Below are 6,455 nucleotides of genomic sequence, written 5' to 3'. Positions count from 1 at the left end.
ATATTAATTTATGCATTGCTTTTAGCGCGCTAGGCCGATTTAATGCTATTTGATCCCATTCTATGTCGCAGCCAAGATTTAACCCAACAAGTTCGATAACACACAACGCCACGCTAAGTAAGTACTGCCGACTAGTATGAATTTATTACGTTTGCGATATGGAGTAATAGAATGAAAGTCGTGTTACTAGCAGGCGGTCTTGGAACTCGGATTTCCGAAGAGACACAGATCAAGCCAAAGCCAATGATCGAGATTGGCGGCAAGCCAATATTGTGGCATATAATGAAATTGTATAGCAGTTACGGATTAAACGATTTCGTTATATGCTTAGGCTATAAGGGATATGTGATCAAAGAGTATTTTACAAATTATTTCCTTCACATGTCAGACGTGACAATTGATATGCGTGATAATTCACAATTTGTTCACAATGCCTCCGCGGAACCATGGCGTATTACACTCGTTGATACAGGCGAGAAAACTATGATTGGCGGTCGGATCAAGCGTATCCTTCCCTATGTATCTGGCGATGACTTCTGCCTCACGTACGGCGACGGCGTTGGAAACATTGACATTGCGGCTGCGATTACGCTGCACAAGCAAGAGAACCGGCTTGCAACGGTCACAGCAGTGCAGCCGCCAGGGCGCTTTGGAGCTCTTTCCTATGAGGGCCTACAAGTGACTGGCTTTCAAGAAAAGCCAATTGGTGACGGGGGCTGGATTAACGGCGGGTTTTTTATTCTCCGCCCCGAGATTGCAAAATATATTACTGATGATGATACAATATGGGAGCGTGAGCCGATGGAGCAGCTTGCAAAAGATAATCAACTTTCTGTCTATTTTCACCACGGCTTTTGGCAGCCTATGGACACACTTCGTGATAAAACTCATCTCGAAGAGTTGTGGGTAAGCGGTAATGCTCCCTGGAAAATTTGGTAAGGAATTGTTTGATGCGCGTTTTAATTACTGGTAATATGGGGTATGTCGGCCCGGGCGTTGTAAGACATCTGGTGAAGTCGTCTCATGAGTTTAAAGTAATTGGCTTCGATACCAGCCTGTTCGGGCATTGTCTAACTACTAACGAGTCGCTTCCTGAGCGAATGCTTATCGAGCAGCGGTTCGGTGATGTTAGAAATATCCAAACAGAGGATCTTATTGGAATTGATGCTGTAGTCCATCTTGCCGCCCTTAGCAATGATCCGATGGGTAAACAGTTTGAAACCGTCACCGACGATATCAATCACACCGCGAGCGTGCGTCTAGCAAGTCTTTGCGCAAAAGCAGGTGTTAAAGCGTTTGTGTTCGCGTCGAGCTGCAGTGTTTACGGATTTGCCGGCGATGGTCGGGCGCGCACCGAAAAGGACTCCGTCGAGCCGCTCACCGCGTACGCTCGATCAAAGATCGACACTGAGCAATCGCTCGCTAGGATGGACCACGGCGCGATGACTGTTTCTTGTCTGCGTTTTGCGACCGCTTGCGGAATGTCCGATCGCCTCCGTCTTGATCTGGTTGTAAACGACTTTGTCGCGTGTGCTTTATCATCTAGCACTATTACGGTGTTGAGCGACGGATCGCCATGGCGTCCGCTTATCGATGTTAAAGACATGGCCAGAGCGATCGAATGGGCTATTCTGAGAGCAAGAGAGCCGAATCAAGGAATTTTAGTTGTTAATGTTGGATCCGAAAAATGGAATTATCAAGTCCGAGATTTAGCGCAAGCTGTAGCTGCGTCTATTCCTGGGACTACGATCTCTATTAATATAAACGCGCCACCAGATCGTCGCTCCTATAAGGTGGATTTCAGCCTGTTTCAGCGTCTTGCGCCTGACTATCAACCGATACAGACGCTCGATACTAGCATCGTCGGTTTACGAGATGGTCTGCGATCAATCGGTTTCCAAAATCTTGAATTCCGGGACTCTAACTTAATTAGACTTCGCGTCCTGGAGCGCCACCAGTCGGCAGGTCGAATCGATCAGTCCATCCGCTGGACCATTTAAATCGGATTATTGGCATGAAGTTTCATCATACTCCACTGGAAGGCGCCCGGGTAATTGAGTTAGATAAGCACGGTGACGATCGCGGTTTTTTTGCGCGCTTCTTTTGTAAAAAAGAGTTTCAGTCGGCCGGTCTAGGGATAAACTTCGTTCAAGCAAATAATTCGCTGAGCGCGAAACGCGGCACACTACGAGGTCTTCATTATCAAATCGGACGTTCTGCCGAAATCAAGCTGGTGCGTTGCATTCGTGGATCACTTTACGACGTTATCGTCGATCTTCGACCAGACTCACCAACATTCGGTCGGTGGTTTGGCGAGGAGCTCAATGCCGAGAATAGATTAATGATGTACGTGCCACGCGGCTTTGCGCATGCTATCCTGACGTTGACGGATGATACCGAAGCCTTGTATATGGTGAGTGATTATTACGCTGTCGAGGCCGAACGCGGCATCCGTTTTGATGATCCGTGGCTAAACATAGTTTGGCCAATAAAGCCGCTCGAAATATCGCTCAAAGACAGTTCTTGGCCATCCTACAATTCTGAATTCCACGGTACGGAGACTTTGAAGGGGCTGCTTTGAGAGTTCTTTTTACCGGCGCAAGCTCATTCACTGGGGTCGCGTTTGTGCAGGCGCTGGTCGCGTCGGGGCATTCCGTCGCTGCCGCGGTTCGGGGTACCGAGCATAGTTATGTTGGGCTAAAGCGTGATCGGCTAGCGCAAGCAGCTGCAATAGCAGAAATACATTGGTTCATGCCATTCGGTAGTCCGAGGTTCATTGAACTTGCTTCACAAGGTGATTTTGATATCCTTTGTCATCACGCTGCACAGGTTGTGAACTATCGAAGCCCAGATTTCGATGTGATTGGCGCTTTGTCGGATAACGCCTTTGCGCTCAAGTCAACTCTGGAAACCCTCAAGGCCGGCGGCTTAAAGAGCGTAGTGCTTACTGGAAGCGTGTTTGAGTCTGGGGAGGGTGCTGGTAGCCGCCCACTGCGTTCCTTTTCACCTTACGGCTTGTCCAAAGCGCTCACATCACAAGTGTTTGAGTACTGGTGCGATGCCCTTGGGCTTCAGTTTGGCAAGTTTGTAATTCCCAACCCGTTTGGACCTTACGAAGAGCCACGTTTTTGCAACTATCTTTTTCGAACCTGGAAAAGTGGTGCGGTAGCGCGCGTTAATACGCCTAATTATGTCAGAGATAACATTCCGGTTGACCTGCTTTCCTTATGCTATTCAAGCTTTTGTAATAGCGTCAATACTAAATCTGGGACATCGCATTGTGCGCCGAGCGGATATGTGGAAAGTCAGGGTGACTTTAGCTTTCGGATGGCGAGAGAACTTGCTCCAAGACTTAGGTTTCGTTGCGATGTCGAACTTGCGATACAGACCGATTTATCGGAGCCGATGACTCGTATTAACCTCGACCGCGCGCTTGGCTGCGTTTCCGACTGGAACGAAGAGCGATTTTGGGACATGTACGCAGCTTTTCTGCTGTCGTCGAAGAATGATTGATGTCGATTAATGTCGACATTTTTGTTTGTTTTGTTTTAGAGTCCGTCCGATAAGTCATATCGCTCGGCCGAGTCTTCGAACGAGGATCATGACGGCAGCGGCGTAGAGGAAGGCTTGGGCCGAGGCGAGGGTCGCCTCCGGGTCTTTCTAGAGGCGGCGGTTGCGGCTGATCCAGCCAAAGAAGCCCTCATCCTGAGCCTTTCGAAGGATCGACCACCCATCGGCGTGGATGCACGGCAAAGCCGACTTGATCCTTGGGTTTGCGCACGATGTCGACGGTGGTGATCGTTGCGGTCGCGGGTCTGCCGCCGGCATAGCCTGCATCGGCGAAGGCCTTTGCGAGGAACGGGAAGGTCCACCGTGATAGGCGCAGCACCGGTCCTGCCCCATCGCGATCCTGTACGTCGGCGGCCTGAGGATCGAGCACGACAGCGCGTCCGTCCGTGTCAACCAGTGCCTGACGCTTGCGGCCTTTGATCTTCTTTCCGGCGTCGTAGCCCCGCGGGCCACCGCTCTCGGTGGTCTTCACGCTCTGGCTATCGAGCACCGCGGCGGTGGGTGAGGCATGCCTACCAGCCCGCTCGCGGTCGGCCATGACGAGCGTGTGGTTGATCCGGCCGAACAGCCCGGCGTCGCGCCAGCGCGCGAAGTAGCCGAACGTCGTGCTGCGTGGAGGCAGGTCCTTCGGGATCAGCCGCCAGGCGATACCGCCTCGCAGCACGTAGAAGATGGCGTTCAGGACCTCCCGCGTCGTCCAGACGGGCGGACGACCGCACGAAGCCGGCTCCGGCATCAGCGGCGCAATCACGGCCCATTCCGCATCGGTCAGGTCGGTTTCGTAGCGCAGGCGCGCACGGCTATGCTGCCGGCAAGTGGTCGGGGTCCACATGGCAGATCCAGGTCAGGTTTCAGCACCCTCTTGGAATCACTGCCGTCCCGGCCACTCAACCCTGCCTCAGCCCCTTATCGGACGGGCTCTAACAGAACCGTTCGCATTGGTTAAGGGTAACGAGGGCGCAAGCCAGCGTCGTGAAGGCGAGGTGGATGTCAGCGCGGCGCTCGTAGCGGATGGCCAGCCGCCGGAAGCGGGCCAGCCACGCCAGGGTGCGTTCGACGGCCCAGCGGTGCCGCCCCAGGCGCTGGCTGCTCTCGATGCCTCGGCGCGATGCGCGACACGATCCGGCAAGCCCGGCAGTCCTGGCGGCAGCGCCAATGATCGTAGGCTTTGTCGGCGTGCAGCTTGCCGGGCCTTCGGCGCGGGCGTCTACGCCGGCCCGAGAACGCGTTATCGTACCGATAGGCGCCCAACCACCACCACCGAGCCTCTCTCTGTGATCCTCATCGCGGCCACCTCTGGTCAGGCAATTTCCTCCGTTTCTGGCGCCGAACCCGCAATCGGACGGCGAGGCGTACGCCAAGCTCGCGTTAACGATGCCAGGCGGAATGCCTTGCCGAATGAAGGATTGCTGCCCCCGAGCGCTTCCCAAAGGGCCGCGCCCGGGCCACGTTTGGCGATGGCAGACCCGGCTTGGGTGCCGCGCCGTCCTTTAGCAGAGGACGGCCGGTGCCGGTGTTAGCAGCACCAGCCCCGGCCTGACCAAGACCCGTATCCTGGAGAGATACAAAGCCATGGCTAAGCCCAACCCTACCGGCATTGCGCCCCCGACGAAACCGTCCCGCGTCCGGTCGACCGCACAGGTCCCTCCGTCCGTCCCGCCGATCTGCATGATCGCCTGAAGGCCTGACCATCCGCACTCCCGCGTGGAGTGCCGTCAGCCTTCGCTTTCCTGCAATCACGACACCCATCGTCGTCGTCGGCCAAGGGCCACAACGCGTATCCGCCTGCTGTCCGTGCCGCCCGTCGGTCGGCCGGCCTGGGGGAGGGGTGTCCGTCTGGACGGACTTGGACCCATGACCATCATTCCCCACCCGGCTGCTCATCGCAGCGGCCGGCACCGGCTGTCTGCGGGCAGCGACACCGCATCCCGCTCGACAGCGTCGGGGCGCATCCCGGTTCCGCTCGGCAGCGGGGCCGCGCAGGGCTGCGGATACGAACCCGCTGCGAACCCGTTCGCGTGTTCACCCGCGGTGTTGGCGGCCGCCGACCTCGTCGTCGATCAGGCCCTGCGGGCCGTCTTCACGCCCGATCCGCTGCTCGGTCCCGGCCTGTCGCAGGTCGGATCGGTGCTGTCCTCGGTCGTCAAACGGCACGGCACTTTGCTCGAGGCGGCGCTCACGGACGTCCTCGAGAGCAGCGGCCGTTACCTCGTGCTGCGGGACGTGCCGATGTCGATCACCGTGCCGACCCAGGAGCTGGTCCGCAGCTGCTCGATGGCCGCGTTGGCAGGGACCGCGATCGACCTCTCGGGCGACATCGCCCAGACGGTTCAGCTCGACCTCGTCGTGATCGACAACCGGACCCGACACGCGTTCATCATCGAGATGAAGCGCGGCGGCGGCAAGTCCGAGGCTCGGAAAGTCCACCAAGTCGAGTGGATCTTAAGATGCGCCCAAGTACAGGGCATCGCGTTTCTCAAGACCTTGGGTTTTCAGGTCGCCTGTGTTCGGGCTGTCCTGATCGATGTCTACGGGCGGGCCGGTTACAGTGCTGATCTGTCGGTCCGTGGCCGGGATATCGATGGGCTCTTCCAGGAGCCGGTCATGGACGCCATCGAGAGGGTGACGGCCCGGATCGCCGCCAACCTGCGCGCGAACCTTCCCGATCTCCTCGCGCGCACCCTGGACACGCTCGAGCCCTCCGGAAACGCGATGCCGCGTCCGCCCCGTTCGATGGCGCCCTGATCCCGCCGGGTCGCGTCAGCGACCCGGCCTCGGCTCACCCCTCTGCCTTCGCCCTCTCCCTTTCCTTCGGCACCGCTGCGCGTTCGCGCCGGTGCCTTCACCAGGCTTGCCTCGATGACCGACCCCTTCGACCCCAACAC

5 protein-coding genes and 2 pseudogenes are annotated in these 6,455 nt (G+C 56.6%); 5 read left to right on the top strand and 2 right to left on the bottom strand.

The genetic code is table 11. The annotated features are described in order from the left end of the window. The first annotated feature begins 171 nt into the window (after window positions 1-171). Genes rfbF through FV234_RS24850 form a run of 4 tightly spaced genes read left to right on the top strand, consistent with a single transcriptional unit; the run spans window position 172 to window position 3,513 of the window. Window positions 172-939, top strand: coding sequence for a glucose-1-phosphate cytidylyltransferase (rfbF, locus tag FV234_RS24865; RefSeq protein WP_147832324.1), 768 nt, complete (start codon window positions 172-174; stop codon window positions 937-939). 11 nt (window positions 940-950) lie between these two features. Beyond that, window positions 951-2,000 (top strand): SDR family oxidoreductase, encoded by a 1,050-nt coding sequence (locus FV234_RS24860; RefSeq protein WP_147832323.1) that lies wholly within the window; start codon window positions 951-953, stop codon window positions 1,998-2,000. A 14-nt stretch (window positions 2,001-2,014) separates the two neighbouring features. Further along, window positions 2,015-2,581: a dTDP-4-dehydrorhamnose 3,5-epimerase gene (rfbC, locus tag FV234_RS24855; protein WP_147832322.1), complete on the top strand. Its 567-nt coding sequence runs from the start codon at window positions 2,015-2,017 to the stop codon at window positions 2,579-2,581. Continuing rightward, window positions 2,578-3,513: an NAD(P)-dependent oxidoreductase gene (locus tag FV234_RS24850; protein WP_147832321.1), complete on the top strand. Its 936-nt coding sequence runs from the start codon at window positions 2,578-2,580 to the stop codon at window positions 3,511-3,513. The genes rfbC and FV234_RS24850 overlap by 4 nt, the downstream gene beginning before the upstream one ends. A gap of 54 nt (window positions 3,514-3,567) precedes the next feature. On the opposite strand, the pseudogene FV234_RS24845 reads toward FV234_RS24850, so the two are convergent. After that, window positions 3,568-4,402 (bottom strand): annotated as a pseudogene (locus FV234_RS24845) (IS5 family transposase). Between the two features lie 88 nt (window positions 4,403-4,490). Then, window positions 4,491-4,791: pseudogene (locus tag FV234_RS24840) on the bottom strand (transposase); the annotation flags it as partial. A 633-nt stretch (window positions 4,792-5,424) separates the two neighbouring features. Here FV234_RS24840 and FV234_RS24835 point away from each other — a divergent pair. Further along, window positions 5,425-6,315 (top strand): hypothetical protein, encoded by an 891-nt coding sequence (locus FV234_RS24835; protein ID WP_147832320.1) that lies wholly within the window; start codon window positions 5,425-5,427, stop codon window positions 6,313-6,315. Window positions 6,316-6,455: the final 140 nt, after the last annotated feature.

It is taken from the genome of Methylobacterium sp. WL8, assembly GCF_008040045.1.
GTDB lineage: Bacteria > Pseudomonadota > Alphaproteobacteria > Rhizobiales > Beijerinckiaceae > Methylobacterium > Methylobacterium cerastii.
Note: the sequence above shows the minus strand (reverse complement) of the source record. Positions and strands in the feature narration are given on the sequence as shown.